An 18,823-nucleotide genomic window follows, 5' to 3' on the forward strand; every position below is an offset into this window, starting at 1 on the left:
TACAGTGACGCAGCGACCGGGACGACTCGGCGTGGGAATCATCGGCGCTGGTCGGGTCGGTCCGATCCTCGGTGCCGCCCTCGCCGGCGCCGGACACGCCATCGTGGGCATCAACGCCATCTCGCAGGCGAGCCGTGATCGGGCAGAAGTCATCCTGCCCCTTGTTCCCATTCTCACCGTTCCGCAGATCGTCGAGCGCAGCGAACTCGTGATCCTCGCAGTTCCCGACACCGAGCTCGAAGGCCTTGTGAGCGGCCTCGCAGCCACCAGAACGTGGCGGCCGGGTCAGCTCGTGCTGCACACGTCAGCTCGCTACGGTATCGACGTTCTCGCCCCCGCCCTGGCCGGGGGTGCGATCCCACTCGCCATCCACCCCGCGATGGCCTTCACGGGAACAAGTCTCGACCTCACGCGACTCACAGACAGCTACTTCGCGGTCACCGCGCCGGCCCCGGTTCTGCCGATCGGACAGGCCCTCGTCGTGGAGATGGGTGGGGAGCCGATCATCGTGGCCGAAGGGGACCGGGCGAGCTACGCGGAGGCCGTCGAGACGGCGACCGCGTTCTCCACATCGATCGTGGAGCAAGCCACCCGTCTGCTCTCCGATATTGGCGTCGAGAGTCCAGGTGCTGTCATCGGCCCGCTCGTGCGGTCGGCCATGGAGAATGCGCTCGGCCGTCTGAGCCCTGAACCGTTTGATCTGACCGCACTCGACGGTCTGCAGGAGCGTACTCTTCGTGACAGGCTTGACGACGGCCCGCGCGAACGATTCAACGAACAAGACCCGGAGGACGAGTGACTGTGCTCACCATGCCAGAAGTCATTGGCACCATTGACGACCTGCGCAACCGACTGGGTGAGACCCGCGACAGGGCTGCCATGGTGGGCGGTGACACCCGCGTCGTGCTCATACCCACCATGGGCGCACTGCATGATGGGCACATGGCTCTGATTCGCCGGGCCAAGCAGCTCGGTGACATCGTCTTCGTCTCCATCTTCGTGAACCCACTGCAGTTCGGTGTCGGCGAAGACCTCGACCGCTACCCGCGCACCCTCGACGCCGACCTTCACGCGCTCGCCGCCGAGGGAGTGCCGTTCGTGTTCGCGCCGAGCGCCCGCGAAATGTACCCGGCCGGCACCAACGACACCCGCGTCGTCGCGGGGCCGGTCGGCTCGCTGTACGAAGGAGCTGCCCGTCCCGGACACTTCGACGGCATGCTCACTGTCGTCGCGAAACTCCTCAACATCGTCATGCCGGATGCCGCTGTATTCGGTCAGAAAGACGCGCAGCAGGTCTTCCTCGTGCAGAGCATGGTGGCCGACCTCAACGTGCGCGTCGCCATCGAGGTGGTGCCCACGGTGCGCGAAACAAGCGGGCTGGCCCTCTCGAGCCGCAATCGAAACCTTGATCCGGCCGAGCTCGAGGCCGCCGCGGCGCTGTACGCCGGGCTGACAAAGGCCCAGCTGGCCGCCGCAGACGGGCCCCAAGCCGCCCTCGCCGCGGCGCATGCGATCATCGACGCCCAGCCGTTGGTTAAACTGGACTATCTCGTTGTCGTTCATCCTCAGACCTACCGTTCGGTGGAACCCGACTACCGCGGGCCGGCCAGAATGTTGGTCGCCGCGATAGTGGGCTCCACCCGCCTCATCGACAACTTTTCACTCGACCTGGCCTGACGGCCGGCAGCACCCCGCGCATCCAGCACCGCGCACCCCGTACGTGACCGACCGACACACACCGAGCCCACCGCGAACCATCCGGCGGGCCCTGGCAATGGAGACCCGCATGAGCATGAACCCCGACGCCGAGCTCACCCCCGCCGAGATGAACGAGCAGAAGCTCGTGCGTCTGGGTAAGCGAGATCGCCTGAATGCTGCGGCCACCTCACCAGCCGGCGGCGCGTACCCGGTGTCAGTTCCCGTCACCGACACTATCCCGGCGGTTCGTGCCCGGTTCGGCGACCTCGAAGCGGATGCCGTGACCGGCGTTACGGTCGGCCTCGCCGGCCGCGTGGTGCACTCCCGAAACACCGGCAAGCTGTGTTTCGCAAGCCTGCAGTCCGGCGACGGCACCCGCATTCAGGCCATGGTCTCCCTCGGCGAGGTGGGCGATGAGTCGCTCGCCGCGTGGAAGGATCTCGTCGACCTCGGCGACCACGTGTTCGTCTCCGGCCAGGTCATCTCCAGCCGCCGCGGTGAGTTGTCGATCATGGTGAGCGAGTGGCAGATCGCCGCCAAGGCGCTGCTGCCCCTGCCCAACCTGCACACCGAACTCAGCGAAGAGACCCGCGTGCGCAGCCGCTACCTCGACCTGATCAACCGCGAGCAGGCGCGCAGCAACGTGATCGCCCGCTCGAAGGCCGTCGCGAGCCTGCGGAAGACGTTCACCGACCTCGAATTTCTGGAGATCGAAACGCCGATGTTGCAGGTGATGCACGGCGGGGCATCCGCTCGCCCGTTCGCCACGCACAGCAACGCCTTCGACACCGAGCTGTTCCTGCGCATCGCACCGGAGTTGTTTCTCAAGCGGGCCGTCGTCGGCGGCATCGACCGCGTCTACGAGATCAACCGCAACTTCCGCAACGAGGGCGCCGACTCCACGCACTCGCCTGAGTTCGCCATGCTTGAGGCGTATGAGGCGTACGGCGACTACAACTCGATCGCGGACCTCACCCAGAAGCTGATCCAGGACGCCGCTTTCGCTATCGCCGGATCACACGTTGTCACCTGGGCGGACGGCACCGAATTCGACCTCGGCGGCGACTGGGCACGCATCAGCATGTATGACAGCCTCTCGGCTGCGGCCGGTATCACGATCACGCCCGAGACGCCGATCGAGGAGCTCAAGGCCCTCGCAGCGCGCGAGGAACTTGAGATCGACCACCCGATCCACGGCAAGTATGTGGAGGAGCTGTGGGAGCACTTCGTGAAGGGTGACCTCACCCGGCCCACCTTCGTGATGGACTTCCCCATTGACACGAGCCCGCTTGTGCGCGGCCACCGGTCGATCGCCGGCGTCGTCGAGAAGTGGGACCTCTACGTGCGCGGCTTCGAACTCGCGACAGGCTATTCCGAGCTCGTCGACCCCGTCATTCAACGCGAGCGTTTCGTCGAACAGGCTCGACTGGCCGCAGACGGCGACCCTGAGGCTATGCGTCTCGACGAAGAATTCCTGCGTGCCCTCGAGCACGGCATGCCGCCGACCGGTGGCATGGGCATGGGCATCGACCGGATGCTGATGGCCCTGACCGGGCTCGGCATCCGTGAAACCATCCTGTTCCCCCTCGTGAAGTGAGTGTGCGATGAGCTATCTGCCCAAAGGCGAACTTGAGCCGGAGAAGCCCGACAAGAACGGCCGTAAGCCGCCGTCGCAGAGCAGAATCGCGCTCTGGATCGTCGTCAGCGGGGTGGGCCTTTACCTCGTGGGCAGTGGCCTGTACGGCATTCTCACGAAGTAGCGCTGTAGTCTAAGAAGGTGATTGAGAACTTCTGGGGTAACGCGCTCTTCTCGGTTGTGCCCACCATTTTTCTGGGACTGCTGTTCTGGGGTTTGCTGCGCTCAATTCTGCGGGCTGACCGCACCGAGCGGAAGGTCTACGCCCGCATGGAAGCCGAAGAACGCGAGCGTCTCGGTCTAGACAAGCCCGCCACCTAATTCCACATGTTCGGTTTCGATGGCCTGACCATCACCGTACTGCTGGCTTTCATCATCGACTTCGCGGTGAGAATCGTGGCGATCATTGTCGTGCCGCGCAACCGACGGCCCATGTCGGGCATGGCGTGGTTGCTCACGATCTTCTTCATCCCGTACGTGGGCGTGCTGCTCTTTCTGCTCATCGGCTATCGAACGCTTCCGAAGAAGCGGCTGGCCAAGCAGGAGGAGATCAACAGGTTCATCCGCGAGAGCACCGAGGGTATGGAACGCGTGGACCGCGACCAGCCATGGCCTAGCTGGCTTGAATCCGTCGTGGAGCTCAACCGCAACCTCGGCGCCATGCCGCTCGTCGGTGACAACCGCGCGAGCCTCCTTGGCGAGTACCAGGAGTCGATCGACACGATGATCGCGGACATCGATGCGGCACGCAAGTATGTGCACGTTGAGTTCTACATCCTGTCACTCGACACCACCACAGCGCCGTTTTTCGACGCCCTGGAGAACGCCGTCACCCGCGGCGTCACCGTGCGCGTGCTGATGGACCACATCCAGTCCATGCGCAAGCCCGGCTTCCGGCAGACCAAGCAGCGTTTGACGGATGCCGGGGTGAGCTGGGAGCTGATGTTGCCGGTGCAGCCGCTGCGCGGAAAATGGCAGCGGCCCGATCTGCGCAATCATCGCAAGCTGCTGATCGTCGACGGTCTCGTTGGTTTCATGGGCTCACAGAACATCATCGACCGTTCTTACAACATGCGCCGCAACATCCGCCGTGGCCTGCAGTGGAAAGACCTGATGACCAGGGTCGAGGGGCCGATCGTGCTCGGGCTCAACGCGATCTTCATCACCGACTGGTACAGCGAGACCGACGAGCTGCTCACCCGCGATGTGGAGCCGACGGTGCCGAACCTCGGTCTGGAGGGCCTCGACTGCCAGGTGGTGCCGAGCGGCCCGGGGTTCAAGGGTGAGAACAACCTGCGCCTGTTCCTCGCGATGCTGTACTACGCGCAGGATCGAATCATCATCACGAGCCCGTACTTCGTGCCCGATGAGGCCATGGCCTACGCGATCACCACGGCGACACAGCGCGGAATCCACGTGGAGCTGTTCGTCTCCGAGATCGGCGACCAGGCCCTCGTCTACCATGCGCAGCGCTCCTACTATGAGGAGTTGCTCACGGCCGGTGTGCACATCTACATGTACCAGGCGCCGTACATCCTGCACGCCAAGCACTTCACGATCGACGAAGACGTGGCGGTGATCGGCTCAAGCAACATGGACATGCGCTCCTTCAGCCTCAACATGGAAGTGTCACTCATGGTGCGTGGCAAGTCTTTCGTTCAGGACCTGCGCAAGATGGAAGACGGCTACCGGGCCAACAGCACAGAACTCACGCTCGAGACCTGGCTCAAGCAGCCGCTGCGCTCGACAGTGCTCGACAACCTCGCGCGACTGACCTCCGCCGTTCAGTAGCCCGCCGTCAGTCAGTGTCGCGCGCGCTGGCCGCGGCCTCGACGGGCACGAATTCTGCTTCTGCCTCCTCCGGTGTCTGCACCTCGTGCGCCTCGGGACGCATCAGCAGTTCCAGCAGCACGATGACCACGATGCTGATGAGCACGGTCCAGCCGATCACGCCCGGCGTCAGCGGGCGGACGAACACGATCACGGCTGCGGCCACCACGACGACGGCCACCCGGACGACGCGCCGGACGCTGTACAGCCAGACTCCGAACCGGCCGGTCGTCACACCACCGCGTTCAGCGGACGCGCGGGCCAGGGCGGCGCCGTGCACCGTGGCGCGACGCAGGTTGCGGCCACCGGTGAAGGGACCCGCGAGGTAGGCCACCACGGCCACGCCGAACCCCACGAGACCCACCGACAGGGCGGTACTGAAGAGGTAGGGCGTGACGGCGTCGTAGAACGCCTGCGCGGCGCCGATCGGGAGGTAGGCGGGGGACACCGTGTTCACAAAGATGATGCGGCCGATGGACAACCCAGCGGCAAGAACAGCCATCATCAGGGCGAGGAAACTCCCCGCTAAGATCAGCGTGCGCGCCCGGCGCTTCGCGGTGAGCACTCCGGCCGCGAGAAACGCGAGAGCCACAATCGGCAGCCACACGCCGAGAGTGTTGAGCACTTCGTATCCGGTGCGTGCCTGCACGAGCGAGTCGGATTGAGCGACCTGGATGGTGCGGTCGATGCTCGGAATGTTCTGCGCGATCGTGAGGCCTTGGGCCACAAGTTCGGTCTTCACGGCGTCGATGATCGGGCCGATCTGAATGCCCAGCTCACCGTTGGGTCCGATGACCACGGTCCCCGACGTGTCTCCTTGCAAGGCCGCAATGAGCTGGGTGTGGCTCACCCGCAGGGTCTGTGCCCACACGTCGGCAAAGGCCTGCGAGGTGATCACCGACTCGGTGGTGCTGCGGATCAGCGATTCCACCCCCTGGGCGGCGGGGGCTTCGAAGAGTTGCAGGGCCGCCGCCGCGTTGGGTGGCAGGTTGAGGGTGGCGAGTCCGTCGAAGAGATCGCCGACGAGCGCGTTGATGTCGATTCGCTGGTCGATCTGCGTGACGATGTCGTCCACCAGCACCGCCTGCACCGCCGGGTCGGAGGCGAGGGGCGCGAATGTCGAGACGAAGCGTTCGGTATCGGTCACCTCTGTCTTCGTCCAGGCCGTGATGACGGCCGTCGGGGCCAGGAGCACGCCCACCGCTACGAGAAGAGCCGCCACGAATGCCCGACCGCGGTGGTGCTCCCGCTGGGTGGTGGTGACCGGCGCTGTGGGTTCGATCACGGCGGTGGCGGCGACCTGCTCGCGCAGCCGCGCGTTCTCGGCCGACAGGCGCGCGATCTCCCGCGCGGCATTTGCGGCTGTCGCGTCGCCCGGCTCCGCACCGCCCGCTGACTGGTCCATGGACTCCGCCTTCCATTCACGCTGGATGCCCCGCTGATTGCTGACACTATGGCCCCAATCGGGGGTCTTCGCCAGACCCGTGGACGAGGCTGCGGCATCCGCTGTGCAGACTTCCGTCACGCCTACGGCGAACAAAGCCGTACAACCCAGCCGGGCTGGTTACTCTCGATGTAACGGCACCAACTGCCCTGGCGCCAAGGGAGCGATCATATGTTTGAGAGATTTACCGACCGAGCTCGTCGCGTCGTCGTTTTGGCCCAGGAAGAGGCCAAGATGCTCAACCACAACTACATCGGCACGGAGCACATTCTGCTCGGTCTGATCCATGAAGGTGAAGGCGTTGCAGCCAAGGCTCTGGAGAGCCTCGGCATTTCGCTGGATGCCGTGCGCGAACAGGTGCAGGACATCATCGGTCAGGGTCAGCAGCAGCCCACCGGACACATCCCCTTCACGCCGCGTGCGAAGAAGGTTCTTGAGCTGAGCCTGCGCGAAGCGCTGCAGCTCGGCCACAACTACATCGGCACTGAGCACATCCTGCTCGGCCTCATCCGCGAGGGGGAGGGTGTTGCCGCTCAGGTTCTCGTGAAGCTCGGGGCAGACCTCAACCGCGTGCGCCAGCAGGTCATCCAGCTGCTGAGCGGCTACCAGGGTAAGGAGCAGGTGCAGGTCGGAGCCAACGAGCAGCCCGCCAACACAGCCGGCAGTCAGGTGCTCGACCAGTTCGGTCGCAACCTCACCCAGTCGGCGCGCGACAACAAGCTCGACCCGGTGATCGGGCGCGAGAAGGAGATCGAGCGGGTCATGCAGATCCTGTCTCGCCGCACCAAGAACAACCCCGTGCTGATCGGTGAGCCCGGCGTCGGCAAGACCGCCGTCGTGGAGGGTCTTGCCCAGGCCATCGTCAAGGGTGATGTTCCGGAGACGCTGAAAGACAAGCAGCTCTACTCCCTCGACCTCGGCTCGCTCATCGCCGGAAGCCGCTACCGCGGTGACTTCGAAGAGCGGCTGAAAAAGGTCACCAAGGAGATCCGCACCCGCGGCGACATCATCGTGTTCATCGACGAGATCCACACTCTCGTCGGTGCCGGCGCCGCAGAGGGAGCCATCGATGCCGCGAGCATCCTGAAGCCCCTACTGGCCCGCGGTGAGCTGCAGACCATCGGTGCGACGACCCTCGACGAGTACCGTAAGCACTTTGAGAAGGATGCAGCCCTCGAGCGCCGCTTCCAGCCGATCCAGGTCAACGAGCCGTCGCTGCCCCACACGATCAACATCCTCAAGGGCCTCCGGGACCGTTACGAGGCACACCACAAGGTGTCGATCACCGACGGCGCTCTCGTGGCAGCGGCGAACCTCGCCGACCGGTACGTGTCAGACCGTTTCCTGCCCGACAAGGCCATCGACCTGATCGACGAGGCCGGCGCCCGCCTGCGCCTGTCGATCCTGTCGAGCCCGCCCGAGCTGCGCGAATTCGACGAGAAGATCGCCGTGGTGCGCGCCGCCAAGGAACTCGCCATCGAGGAGCAGGACTTCGAGAAGGCGGCCGGGCTGCGCGACGAGGAGAAGAACCTCCTCGGCGAGCGTCTGCGCCTCGAGAAGAAGTGGAAGTCCGGAGACGTCAAGTCCACGGCGGTTGTCGACGAGGGCCTGATCGCCGAGGTGCTGGCCCAGGCCACCGGCATCCCCGTCTTCAAGCTCACCGAGGAAGAGTCCGCTCGCCTCGTGTTCATGGAGAAGGCGCTACACCAGCGCGTCATTGGTCAGGAAGAGGCCATCTCGGCGCTCGCCAAGACCATCCGTCGCACCCGTGCGGGCCTCAAGGACCCGAAGCGTCCCTCCGGTTCCTTCGTGTTCGCCGGCCCCACCGGCGTGGGCAAGACCGAGCTGGCCAAGGCGCTCGCCGAGTTCCTGTTCGACGACGAGGCTGCGATGATCTCACTCGATATGAGTGAGTACGGCGAGAAGCACACAGTGTCGCGTCTGTTCGGTGCTCCTCCCGGGTTCGTCGGCTTCGAAGAGGGCGGCCAGCTCACCGAGAAGGTGCGCCGCAAGCCGTTCTCTGTGGTGCTGTTCGACGAGATCGAGAAGGCTCACCCGGACATCTTCAACTCCCTGCTCCAGATTCTGGAAGAGGGCCGATTGACGGATGGCCAGGGACGCGTCGTCGACTTCAAGAACACTGTCATCATCATGACGACCAACCTCGGTACCAAGGACATCTCGGGTGGCCCCGTTGGTTTCCAGCTCGAGGGCGATTCGACCACCGGGTACGAGCGCATGGCCGGCAAGGTGAAAGACGAGCTGAAGAAGCACTTCAAGCCCGAGTTCCTCAACCGCGTCGACGAGGTCATCGTCTTCCCGCAGCTGACGAAGCCCGAGCTGCTTCAGATTGTCGACCTGTTCATCAAGCGTCTCGGCGTTCGCCTGCTCGACCGCGACATGACGGTTGAACTCACGGTCGCGGCCAAGGAACACCTGATCGAGGTGGGCTTCGATCCGACGCTCGGAGCACGTCCATTGCGTCGCGCGATCCAGCGCGAGGTCGAGGACCGTCTGTCGGAGAAGATCCTGCAGGGTGAGCTCAACGCGGGAGATCACGTTCACGTGGACTTCGTCGACGGCAAGTTCGTCTTCGTGACCACGTCTCGTTCAGAGGCCGTGGGTGTGGGAGTGAACACCTCGGCCAGCGTGGGCACAGGTCCGGCGACGCCAGACCTCGCCATCACGAGCGACTAGCACCAGCACTACCACCAGCACTACCACCAGCACTACCACCAGCACTACCACCACGAAGGCCCGGCAGTTTCTCTGCCGGGCCTTCGTCGCGCATCCGCTTGCCCGCTCCCTAGACTGGAGTTTTCCTCCTGAATGAGGAACGAGCGAGAGGCCGACCCTGTGAGCACATCCGAATACACGGTGCGTCGTGCGCGCACAAGCGACGTTCCCGGCATCCAGGCGCTCGTGGAGCCCCTCGTGCAGCAGCGCATCCTGCTCGGCAAGGACCTCGTCGTGTTTTATGAGGCGGTACAGGAATTTCGTGTTGCCGAAGACGCCGCCGGCAACCTGATCGGCTGCGGCGCCGTGCACGTGATCTGGGAGGACCTCGGCGAGGTGCGTACCCTGGCCGTGGATGCCGCGTGGCTCGGCCACGGGGTGGGCCATGCCCTGCTCGAGCGCCTCGAAGTGGACGCGCGCGAACTCGGCCTGAGCCGCCTGTTCTGCCTCACCTTCGAGGTGCCGTTCTTCAGCCGCAACGGCTTCGTCGATATGGGGACTGAAACTGTCGACCCGGCGGTGTATGCCGAGCTCGTGCGCTCCCACGACGAGGGTGTGGCCGAGTTTCTCGACCTCGCACGCGTGAAACCGAACACTCTGGGCAATACCCGAATGGTCAAGGCTGTGACTGCCCTGTCGGGATGAACGCCAGGAAAACTCTTTTCCGGAGCAGGTGCTCATGTGAGCAAAGTTTGTCGAGTTAACCTAATCGACACGTGGCCTAGCTAGTCTGCGAAGACCAGCCGGAGCTTTGCAAATTCATAGGGGAACCAATGAAACATCCGTCCAGGAGCGTTTCGACGCTCATTTCCGCGGCAGTTCTGGGAGTGAGCCTTGTGGCTGCTCCGTTGGTTGCCCTGCCCGCCGCCGCCAGCACAGACGGCACCGGCGTGATCATCAACGAGGCCTACCTGAACGGTGGCAGCGCCGGGGCCACCTACCTCCACAAGTTCGTGGAACTCTACAACCCCACTGCCGCCGACGTGTCACTCGATGGCACGTCCATCCAATACCGCTCGGCAACCGGTGTGGTCAATCCCACCGGCACGATCCCGTTATCTGGCACGATCGAAGCCGGTGGCTACTACCTGGTGCAGGGCAGCTCGAACGCCGCGAACGGTGCCGCGCTTCCCACTCCCGACGCCGCCCTCAGCGTCTCATTCGCCGGCGGGTCGGGAACGATCTTCTTCGCCGACCAGGCCACCGCGCTGACAACCCCGCCGGTCGGCTCGATCGTGGGCAACCCGGCGATCATTGATCTGCTCGGTTACGGCTCCTCCAACACGTATGAGGGCACGGCGTCGACCGCCGCATCCGTCACCACCTCGGTCAACCGCTCATCCTTCGTGGACAGCGATGTCAACGCTGCCGACTTCACGACCGCGGCCCCGACCCCCACGAACTCAGCAGGGGAAACTGCAGCGCCGGTCGAGCCGACTCCGACCGATACCCCCACACCCACGGACACCCCGGCGCCGACGGACGTCACTCCGATCAGCACGATCCAGGGCACGACGGACACGAGCCCCTTCGTCGGTTCCACCGTCAAGACCGAGGGAATCGTCACGGCGTCCTACCCGACCGGCGGACTTGCCGGGTTCTACCTGCAGACCGCCGGCACCGGCGGCATGATCGACCTCGGCACGCACACTGCGTCTGACGGCATCTTCGTTTACACGGGCACCCTCGCCGCATCCGTTGCCGTGGGCGACTACCTGTCCGTGACCGGAAACGTCACCGAGTACTACGGTCTCACCGAACTCAACGTGACGTCCCTCGCCGGTATCAGCGCACTGGATGACGCCGGAATCGTCGACCCGACGCCGGCCACGGTGGCGCTGCCCGAAACGGCTGCCGCGCGCGAGTCGCTCGAAGGCATGCTGATTGCGCCCCAGGGCGACTTCACCGTGACGAACAACTACACGACCAACCAGTACGCCGAGATCGGCCTCGCGGCCGGAACGACGCCGCTGGTCAACCCCACCGTCACCGCACGCCCCGGATCGGCCGAGTACACGACGGCCATCGCCGACAACGCCGCACGTGCCGTGACCCTCGATGACGGCGCGAGCACGAATTTCCTGTCGTCCGCGAATCAGGGCACCCCGGTTCCGTACCTCAGTCTGGCTGACCCTGTGCGCATCGGCGCTGCGGTGACCTTCACGAAGCCCGTCATTCTCGACTACCGCAACTCGGCTTGGAAGTTCCAGCCCACCGAGGCGCTGACCGCGGCCAACGCGTCCACCGTGCAGCCGGCCACCTTCTCCAACACCCGCAACGCGGCTCCCGAGGACGTGGGGGGCGACATCCGTCTCGCGAGCTTCAACGTGCTCAACTACTTCTCCACCGTGGGGACCTCGCTCAGCGGGTGCACCTACTACACCGACCGTGCCGGCGACCCGACGACGGTCCGCGGCGGCTGCCTGGCCCGAGGCGCGGCTAATGACGTGAACTTCGAGCGCCAGCAGGCCAAGATCGTTGAGGCTATCAACGCTCTCGACGCAGACGTGGTCTCGCTCGAAGAGATCGAGAACTCGGCGGCATTCGACAAGAACCGCGACGACGCCCTGTCCAACCTCGTGACGGCCCTCAACGCCGACGCCGGAAGCACAGTCTGGGGCTTCGCCGCCTCGCCGGCCACCCTCCCCGTATCGGAAGATGTCATCCGCACCGCCTTCATCTACAAGGTCGACACTGTTGAAACCGTGGGCGAATCGGTCATCCTGGCTGATTCGGTTGCCTTCAACGGGCGTGCACGCGAGCCCCTCGCGCAGGCGTTCCAGCTGGTCGGCGACGACAGCAGCTCCTTCCTCGCCATCGTGAACCACTTCAAGTCCAAGGGCTCCGGATCCGGCGCCGACGCGGACCAGGGCGACGGTCAGGGAGCTTCGAACGCCACGCGTGTCGAGCAGGCCACGGCGCTCGTGGCTTTCGCCGACGAGCGCACCACCACAACCGGGATCGAGAAGGTCTTCCTTCTCGGCGACTTCAACGCCTACGACCAGGAAGATCCGATCCGTGTCATTACCGACGCCGGCTACGTGAACCAGGGCGCCAAGACCGGCGAATACAGCTACGCCTTCGGCGGCACGGTCGGCTCGCTCGACCACGTGTTTGCGTCGCCCGAAGCGGATGCAACGGTGAACGACGTCGACATCTGGAACATCAACTCCGTCGAGTCGGTCGCCCTCGAGTACAGCCGCTACAACAACAATGTGACGGACTTCTACGCAGCCGATGCGTACCGTTCCTCCGACCACGACCCGGTCGTGCTCGGGCTCAACCTCGCAACTCCCACCTCGGTTGAGCTCAACCTGCTCAACATCAACGACTTTCACGGACGCATCGACTCCAACACTGTCAAGTTCGCCGGAACCATTGAGAAGCTGAAAGCCGAATACGGCGACGCCAACTCGCTCTTCCTCTCCGACGGCGACAACATCGGCGCGTCCCTGTTCGCCTCGGCGTCACAGAACGACCAGCCCACCATCGACGTGCTCAACGCCCTCGGCCTCGCGGCCTCTGGCGTGGGTAACCACGAATTCGACCAGGGCTTCGCGGACCTGACCGGCCGAGTGGCCGACGCTGCCGACTTCGACTACCTCGGTGCCAACGTCTACAACGTGGGCACGGAGACTCCCGCCATGAAGGAATACGTCATCATCGACGTGGACGGCGTCAAGGTGGGCGTGATCGGAACCGTCACGGAAGAGACCCCGTCGCTCGTATCGCCCAACGGCATTGCGAGCCTCAGCTTCGGAGACCCCGTCGCGGCTGTCAACCGCGTTGCCGCCCAACTCACCGACGGTGACCCGTCGAACGGCGAAGCGGATGTTCTGATCGCCGAATACCACGAGGGTGCCGGAGCGGGAACACCCGATGGCGCGACGCTGGAGCAGGAACTTGCCGCAGGCGGGGCCTTCGCCAGCATTGTCAACGACACGTCGGCTGAGGTCGACGCGATCTTCACCGGTCACACGCACAAGACGTACGCGTGGGACGCTCAGGTTCCCGGCGCGGCCGATGGCGTGACCCGCCCGGTGCTGCAGACGGGAAGCTACGGCGACAACGTGGGCCAGGTCGTGCTCAACTACGACATCGCGACCGGTGATACGACCACGGTGACGAACCGCAACGTGGCCCGCTCAACCACAGCTGACGCTGATCTCGTGGCCGCGTACCCGCGCGCCGCCGAGGTGGAGTCCATCACGAAGGCCGCGTTGGCCGAGGCGGCCATCCAGGGCAATGTTCCGGTGGGGTCGGTCACCGCCGATATCACCCGGGCCTGCGCCGGCGGAGTCGCACCGTGCGTTGAAAACCGCATGGCTCCCTCCACCATGGGCACTCTCGTGGCGAACTCGCTGCGGGCATCGTTGGCCGTCCCGACCATCGGGGGTGCCGAAATTGGCATCGTCAACCCCGGCGGTATGCGCTCGGACCTCTCGCTCGCTCCCGACGGCGTCGTGACCTACGCCGAAGCCAATGCAGTGCTGCCGTTCCTAAACAATCTCTGGACGACGAGCCTCACCGGGGCGCAGTTCAAGACCGTTCTCGAACAGCAGTGGCAGACCAACGCCGATGGCACTGTTCCGAGCCGTCCGTTCCTGCAACTTGGCCTAAGCGACAACGTGAACTACACCTTTGATGCCAGTCGTGCCGCGGGTGACCGCGTAACGGGCATCTGGATCGACGGCGCGCAGATCGACCCGGCGCAGTCCTACCGCATCGGTTCGTTCAACTTCCTGCTCACCGGTGGTGACAACTTCCGGGAGTTCACGAACGGAACGGACACCCGCGATTCGGGTCTCGTCGACCGGGACGCCTGGATCTCCTACATCCAGGGCAATAGCCCGTTGTCTCCGTCTTTCGCAGCTACTCAGGCCTCGATCACCGGCGCCCCGACGGCTGCGGTCAACCCGGGTGACACCGTCACCTTCACGGCTGGCAGCCTCAACCTCACCTCGCTCGGCGCACCGAAGAACACCCAGCTCGCGTTGAGCTGGTCGGGCACCGACGTGGGTACGGCATCCGTTGACTCGACCGGCACGGCCACGGTCACCGTCACGGTGCCGGCCGATGCTGTGGAGAACAGCGTTCTCGAGATGACTGCGGCGGAGTCCGGCACTATTGTGCGGCTGGCCATTTCGGTGGCCGTGAGTGCCGAACCGGGGGAGGCGCCCACCGCAGCCTCCGAGAAGGACCTCACCAAGAAGCTCAAGAACGCGATCGACACCGATGAGAACTCCTATCAGGCCGGTGACACGGTCGTTATCGAGGTCGGAAAGAAGCTCGCCGGAGAGTACGTGTCGGTGTGGGGCTACTCCAAGAAGAAGGCCGACAACCTCGGGGGTTGGTTGCTCGTGAACGCCGACGGAACCGTGAGTGTCACGCTCGCCGACGACCTCAAGCACGGGAAGTACAGCATCTCCGCGCAGAACACGGACGGCGACGTGATTGGCTGGACCGATGTGAAGGTTGACAAGGCCAAGAAGTCGCCGAAGCCGCCGAAGTACGGGCACCACTAGCCCGCTGGCTGCGCGGGGCCCGCACACGACCGGAAATCTCCGATCGCGTGCGGGCCCCGCGCATTTCGGTGGCAATTGCTGCCGACACGCACGCCATTACCGGTTCGCGGCACTGAACCTCAATAACCTAGGGGCATGTCGACGATCAAGCATCCTCTCGGCCGCCAGTCCAGCAAGGTGTACCGGCGCCGGCGTTTTGTAGTTGCACTCGGACTCCTTGCGGTGATCGTGATCATCGCGCTGGTGATTTTCAAACCCGGGGCGAGCAGCGGTCAGACCGGCGACACAGACGCAGCGAAGAGCGACGCCGTGGCATCGTCGACGGACACCCCGACAACAGCCGCGGCGGCGCCTCCCGCCGTTGACGGTGCTCCCTGCGACCCGTCCAACGTCACGGTTGAGGCACTCACCGACAAGAGCTCCTACAACCCCGGCGAGTTGCCGCAACTCACGCTGAGCCTGTTGAACAACGGCACCACGACGTGCGTGATCAACGCGGGGACGGCCGCACAGGTCTTCACCATCACGAGCGGCAAAGACACCTACTGGACGTCGACGGACTGCCAGACGGAGCCCGCCGACGCCGAAGTGACGCTCAAACCCGGTATCGCGGTCAGTTCCTCCACCCCGATCGCGTGGGACCGCACGCGCTCGGCCGTCGACACCTGCGAGGCCGCCACCCGCGACGCCGCCCCGGCCGGCGGCGCGTCGTACTTCCTCAACGTGACCGTAGACAGCATCGCTGCCGCCAGCCCTAAGCAGATCCTGCTCTACTAGCCCGTCGGCAGGTGGTGGTGGCGTTCGCTCGGGGCGTGCGCTTCGGCGTGCGCGGCGGGTCGTGCTCCTGATTGAATGGAGGGGTGACAGAAGCAGAAGAGACTCCTCCCGTGGCCACGTACTCCGAGGCGCTCGCGACCGCGCTTGCCCAGCAAGATGTCGTGGCTGTGGCCTACGCCCTGCGCAATGACGTGATGATAGTGCCGCAACTCGTCGTGAACGGGAACGCGGAGCAGGTGCGCGTCTTCGGGCGGGAGGGCACCGACAAGCGCATGCTGCTGCTCTTCTCGTCCGCCGAAAACTACGCGGCCATGGTCCCCGACGAGGTGGATCCCCAGGTGATGGTCGCCGATGGGCAGTGGCTTCGCGAGTTTCTTACCGTGCACGAACGCACCCTCGAAATGGTGTTCTTCGACATCGCCGGACCCAACGTCATGCAAGCGGCGCCCGCCGACCTCATGCGCGCGCTCGGCGAGCAGCCCGGCGAAGGTGCCCCGCACGACATTTCGAGCCTCGGCTAGCGGAAGGCCTCGTCGAGCTCGATATCGCGCGGGTCGCGGCCGGTGGTGAGCGCGAAGGCGACGGCCGCCTGGATCGAGCCGCTCGCGGCATCCACCTGGTTGGAGAACCCCAGGCGTTTGGCCTCGTTAGAGCGCTGCTTCGCCGCCGACGTGGCACGGATCTCGCCGGCCAGGCTGATCTCCCCGAACGCCACCACGTCATGCGCGATCGGCAGGTTGGTCATGGCCGAGGCGATGGCGAGGGCGATCGCGAGGTCGGCGGCCGGCTCGGTGAGACGGATGCCCCCGACAGTCGACACGTAGACGTCCATGGCGGAGAGGTCCATCTTCACGCGCTCCTGCAGCACGGCGAGCAGCATCGCCACCCGAGACGGGTCGATCCCGCTCGTGACCCGGCGCGGATTGGGCGCGGACGTCTTCGTGACGAGCGCCTGCACCTCCACAGGCATCGCGCGCCGGCCTTCCATGGCCACCGTGACGCACGTGCCGTACACGGGCTCGGAGCCACGGCTGAGAAAGAGACCACTCGGATCTGGAACTTCGGCGATGCCGTCTCCGGTCATCTCGAAGCAGCCGACCTCGTCCGTGGGGCCGAAGCGGTTCTTCAGGGCGCGCACGAACCGCAGCGAGGTCTGGCGGTCGCCCTCGAACTGGCACACCACGTCGACGAGGTGTTCGAGCACGCGCGGCCCGGCGATGGAGCCGTCTTTCGTAACGTGGCCCACGAGCAGCACCGGCAGGTCGCGGTCTTTTGCCACGCGAATGAGAGTGGATGCCACCTCCCGCACCTGGCTCGGCATGCCCGCCGAGCCGTCGCTCAGCGCGCTCGACACTGTCTGCACCGAGTCGACGATGAGCAGGTCGGGCTTGACCGCGTCGATCTGGCCGAGGATGGTGCCGAGGTCGGTTTCGGCCGCGATGTAGAGCTCCGGCTCGAGGGCGAAGGTGCGTTCGGCGCGAAGCCGCACCTGGTTCACGGACTCTTCGGCGCTCACGTAGAGCACTCGCGACTTGGCCGCCGCGGCTTTCGAGGCCACCTCGAGCAGCAACGTGGACTTGCCCACGCCGGGCTCGCCGCTGAGCAGAATGACCGAGCCAGGAACGATGCCACCGCCAAGCACACGATCGAACTCGTTGATTCCCGTGGGCCAGTGAGCCGCGGCATCCGTTTGGGCGTCTGTGATGGGGCGCGCAATGCCGTCGCCACTCACCTGGGTGGCTCTGAGGTTGCGGATGATGCCCACGCCCTGTCCCGCGTCGACCACGGTGCCCCACTGCTGGCATTCGCCGCAGCGGCCGGCCCATTTGGGCGTGGTCCAGCCACACTCGGTGCAACGGAAGGAAGAGACGGGTTTGGCCATGTCTCCGAGCCTAGCCGCGGCCCCCGACACTCTCCCGTGCGGGATCCCCGGTCGGTGCAAAACGGCTCGCGACCAGCCCTGTGAGGGAGGGGAGAAACGCCTCGGCCCACGAGCGGTAGCCGCGATCATTGGGGTGAAACAGGTCGCCGGCAACGTGGGTCGCCACGCTGCGAATGCCCGCTCGCTTCGTGACGGCGTGCAGGGGCGCCACGGTCAGGCCGTGCTCGGCCGCAACCCGGCGAATGATTTCGTTGGCCACAGCCACCTTGCGCTCGTTCTGCGGCAGGTGAAAACAGGGCAGGTTGGCCACGAGCGCGTGGGCGGGGAGAACGGCGAATACGCGGCGGATCCCGGCTTCGAACACATCCGGATCCCACTGGGCGATGTCGTTCGCGCCGATTCCCACCGTCACGAGGTCGGGGGAGAGCTTGACGAAGCGCGGAAGTTGGTCGCGTACCGCGAGCTCAACCGTGGCACCGGAGACGCTGAGGTTGATCACGCGCACGGAGCGTCCGGTGGCGGCGCGCACGTGGTCCGCGAGGATGCCCACGTAACTGCGGTTCGGCTCGCTCGCGCCGATGCCCTGCGCGGCGCTGTCGCCCATCGCCACGTACAGCAGCTCTCCGCGTTCCTTGGCGTGCTCCCTCCACCACAGCGAATGCACGGGCTGCGCGTCGCTGAGTGCTTGCTGGCTCACGGCCAGCCGTTCGCGAAAGCCCCTGAGCTTCAGCACGACAGCCACGCCGATGCCGATGGCAATCAGAATTGAGCGGATGCCGCTGGCCAGTTTTCTCACCCGCTGAGAGTACAGCCCGTTACCGAATCTCCGCTGTGCAGAAGGTCGATTGGCGCGGGGCCCCGCGGGCAACTAAGATCAATCCCGGTACCGTGTCCGAGCGGCCGAAGGTGCGACTCTCGAAAAGTCGTGTGGGGGAGACTCCACCGTGGGTTCAAATCCCACCGGTACCGCCACGAAAAACCCCCTACATCCCGTTGTTTCACTGGGATGTAGGGGGTTTTCTTTGACCGGGCGGTCGTGTTGGCAACTTTTACTGGGGGACAGTGCCTGGACGGTTCGCTGACATCTTTGGTGCGCGGCTGGGCCCAGCATCGTTCAGTTCCCGACCGCAACGGCGACCAACGCGGGTGCGCCGCAACCTGCACTAGGGACGTTTGGCCCTGCCCGGGACCGGGAGCGCACGCGAGTATCAATACATCGATCCGCACCATCCGATTCCGCTCGATATCCGCATTCGTCGACACGGACCAATACCCCACGGTGGCCTACTCATTCG

Annotated in this window: 14 protein-coding genes and 1 tRNA gene; 12 read left to right on the forward strand and 3 right to left on the reverse strand. The window is 65.0% G+C overall.

Going from position 1 to position 18,823, the window contains the following annotated elements; translation table 11 throughout:
• Positions 1–4: 4 nt before the first annotated feature.
• From BJ997_RS20445 to cls, 6 genes are all read left to right on the forward strand, one after another.
• On the forward strand, positions 5–799 hold the full coding sequence (locus BJ997_RS20445; RefSeq protein ID WP_084141125.1) for a Rossmann-like and DUF2520 domain-containing protein: 795 nt from the start codon (positions 5–7) through the stop codon (positions 797–799).
• 11 nt (positions 800–810) lie between these two features.
• On the forward strand, positions 811–1,677 hold the full coding sequence (gene panC / locus BJ997_RS20450; protein WP_035836003.1) for a pantoate--beta-alanine ligase: 867 nt from the start codon (positions 811–813) through the stop codon (positions 1,675–1,677).
• A gap of 97 nt (positions 1,678–1,774) precedes the next feature.
• Positions 1,775–3,295 (forward strand): lysine--tRNA ligase, encoded by a 1,521-nt coding sequence (lysS, locus tag BJ997_RS20455; RefSeq protein WP_035835979.1) that lies wholly within the window; start codon positions 1,775–1,777, stop codon positions 3,293–3,295.
• Positions 3,296–3,302: 7 nt separating this feature from the next.
• A complete protein-coding gene (locus tag BJ997_RS20460) occupies positions 3,303–3,458 on the forward strand; it encodes a hypothetical protein (RefSeq protein ID WP_160175853.1) in 156 nt (51 codons plus the stop codon).
• 17 nt (positions 3,459–3,475) lie between these two features.
• Positions 3,476–3,655 (forward strand): hypothetical protein, encoded by a 180-nt coding sequence (locus tag BJ997_RS20465; RefSeq protein ID WP_035835978.1) that lies wholly within the window; start codon positions 3,476–3,478, stop codon positions 3,653–3,655.
• 6 nt (positions 3,656–3,661) lie between these two features.
• Complete coding sequence (gene cls / locus BJ997_RS20470) at positions 3,662–5,125, forward strand: cardiolipin synthase (RefSeq protein WP_035835976.1); 1,464 nt, start codon at positions 3,662–3,664, stop codon at positions 5,123–5,125.
• 7 nt (positions 5,126–5,132) lie between these two features.
• Here the strand turns inward: cls and BJ997_RS20475 are convergent, their stop codons facing one another.
• Positions 5,133–6,569: a hypothetical protein gene (locus BJ997_RS20475; RefSeq protein ID WP_052542080.1), complete on the reverse strand. Its 1,437-nt coding sequence runs from the start codon at positions 6,567–6,569 to the stop codon at positions 5,133–5,135.
• 210 nt (positions 6,570–6,779) lie between these two features.
• Between BJ997_RS20475 and BJ997_RS20480 the strand changes: the two genes are divergently transcribed.
• From BJ997_RS20480 to BJ997_RS20500, 5 genes are all read left to right on the forward strand, one after another.
• Positions 6,780–9,305: an ATP-dependent Clp protease ATP-binding subunit gene (locus BJ997_RS20480; RefSeq protein ID WP_035835975.1), complete on the forward strand. Its 2,526-nt coding sequence runs from the start codon at positions 6,780–6,782 to the stop codon at positions 9,303–9,305.
• A 159-nt stretch (positions 9,306–9,464) separates the two neighbouring features.
• Positions 9,465–9,989: an amino-acid N-acetyltransferase gene (locus tag BJ997_RS20485; RefSeq protein WP_035836001.1), complete on the forward strand. Its 525-nt coding sequence runs from the start codon at positions 9,465–9,467 to the stop codon at positions 9,987–9,989.
• Between the two features lie 128 nt (positions 9,990–10,117).
• Positions 10,118–14,869, forward strand: a complete 4,752-nt coding sequence (locus BJ997_RS20490; RefSeq protein WP_084141124.1) for an ExeM/NucH family extracellular endonuclease — start codon at positions 10,118–10,120, stop codon at positions 14,867–14,869.
• 135 nt (positions 14,870–15,004) lie between these two features.
• The gene (locus tag BJ997_RS20495) at positions 15,005–15,646 is read left to right on the forward strand and encodes a hypothetical protein (protein ID WP_035835974.1); all 642 of its coding nucleotides are present in this window, start codon (positions 15,005–15,007) and stop codon (positions 15,644–15,646) included.
• Positions 15,647–15,729: 83 nt separating this feature from the next.
• A complete protein-coding gene (locus BJ997_RS20500) occupies positions 15,730–16,167 on the forward strand; it encodes a hypothetical protein (protein ID WP_052542078.1) in 438 nt (145 codons plus the stop codon).
• Here the strand turns inward: BJ997_RS20500 and radA are convergent.
• On the reverse strand, positions 16,164–17,528 hold the full coding sequence (gene radA, locus BJ997_RS20505; RefSeq protein ID WP_035835973.1) for a DNA repair protein RadA: 1,365 nt from the start codon (positions 17,526–17,528) through the stop codon (positions 16,164–16,166). The genes BJ997_RS20500 and radA overlap by 4 nt on opposite strands.
• Before the next feature lie 10 nt (positions 17,529–17,538).
• Positions 17,539–18,324, reverse strand: coding sequence for an SGNH/GDSL hydrolase family protein (locus tag BJ997_RS20510; protein ID WP_084141123.1), 786 nt, complete (start codon positions 18,322–18,324; stop codon positions 17,539–17,541).
• An 86-nt stretch (positions 18,325–18,410) separates the two neighbouring features.
• Here BJ997_RS20510 and BJ997_RS20515 point away from each other — a divergent pair.
• Positions 18,411–18,500 (forward strand) — tRNA-Ser (locus BJ997_RS20515).
• Positions 18,501–18,823: the final 323 nt, after the last annotated feature.

It is taken from the genome of Cryobacterium roopkundense (genome assembly GCF_014200405.1).
Taxonomy (GTDB): Bacteria; Actinomycetota; Actinomycetes; order Actinomycetales; family Microbacteriaceae; genus Cryobacterium; species Cryobacterium roopkundense.